Consider the following 811-nt stretch of genomic DNA (forward strand, 5'->3'; position numbering starts at 1 on the left):
TCGTCGACGTCGTCGACACCGCCCTCGCTCAGGTGTCCGAGGAGCTCGGTGAGCGTCCGGGTATGCGTCAGATGGGCCAGGTCATCAAGGCCGCCAGCGCGCTGGCCAAGGGCAAGGCCGATGGCGCACGTATCTCTGCAGCAGTGAAGTCCCGCCTGTAGAAGCGCGCCACCGGAAACCGAAAACGGCCGCGAACTCCGAGTCACTCGGAGATCGCGGCCGTTCTTGTTTTCAGAGCCGTCAGTTTTCAGGGCCGTCAGTTCGGTGGGGTCCCCGCAGGCGGTGCGGGTTCGCCTCCCGGCGGAGTCGCATCCGGGGGAGTCGCGCCCGGTGCCGGAGCCGCGGGGGATGCGGGTGCTGCCGGAGCCCTCACGGAGCCGTCACTGATGTAGATCGTGACGGTCGAACCCGGGATCGCGGACCCGGACGGCGAAACTCCGGTGACCGTTCCCGCCCGTGCTCCGGACGCCGTGGTCACGGAATTGACCGTGAAGCCGGACGCCTGCAACCTCGACGTCGCCGCCGACTGGCTCAGGCCGACAACCTCGGGAACCTGGCCGTTCTGCGATCCCCGTGCGTACTTCTCGTCGATCGGGGGCAGCGAAGTGGGCCCGAAGTTGTTGGCGACCGGGTTCATTGCCGCGAACCAGGATCTCGCCGGTTCGGTACCGCCGTACAGGTTGCCGCTGTAGCAGGGGCGTAGCGGGCTCGAGCAGATCTCGCCGGGCGTCGGGGAGTCGCCGAAGATGTAGACGGCCGCAGCGAGGTTGTTGGTGAAGCCGAGGAACGCCGAGGACTTGTGGGTCTCGGT

Annotated in this window: 2 protein-coding genes; one reads left to right on the top strand and one right to left on the bottom strand. The window is 67.6% G+C overall.

Going from position 1 to position 811, the window contains the following annotated elements:
- Nucleotides 1–161, top strand: a 161-nt coding sequence (locus A2J01_RS03905; protein WP_197494148.1) for a GatB/YqeY domain-containing protein, incomplete at its 5' end; no start/stop codon positions are given.
- Nucleotides 162–256: 95 nt separating this feature from the next.
- On the opposite strand, the gene A2J01_RS03910 is transcribed toward A2J01_RS03905, so the two are convergent.
- A partial coding sequence (locus A2J01_RS03910) for a PASTA domain-containing protein (protein WP_156519150.1) occupies nt 257–811 on the bottom strand: 555 nt, incomplete at its 5' end.

It is taken from the genome of Rhodococcus sp. EPR-134, from assembly GCF_001647205.1.
GTDB classification, from domain to species: domain Bacteria; phylum Actinomycetota; class Actinomycetes; order Mycobacteriales; family Mycobacteriaceae; genus Rhodococcus_F; species Rhodococcus_F qingshengii.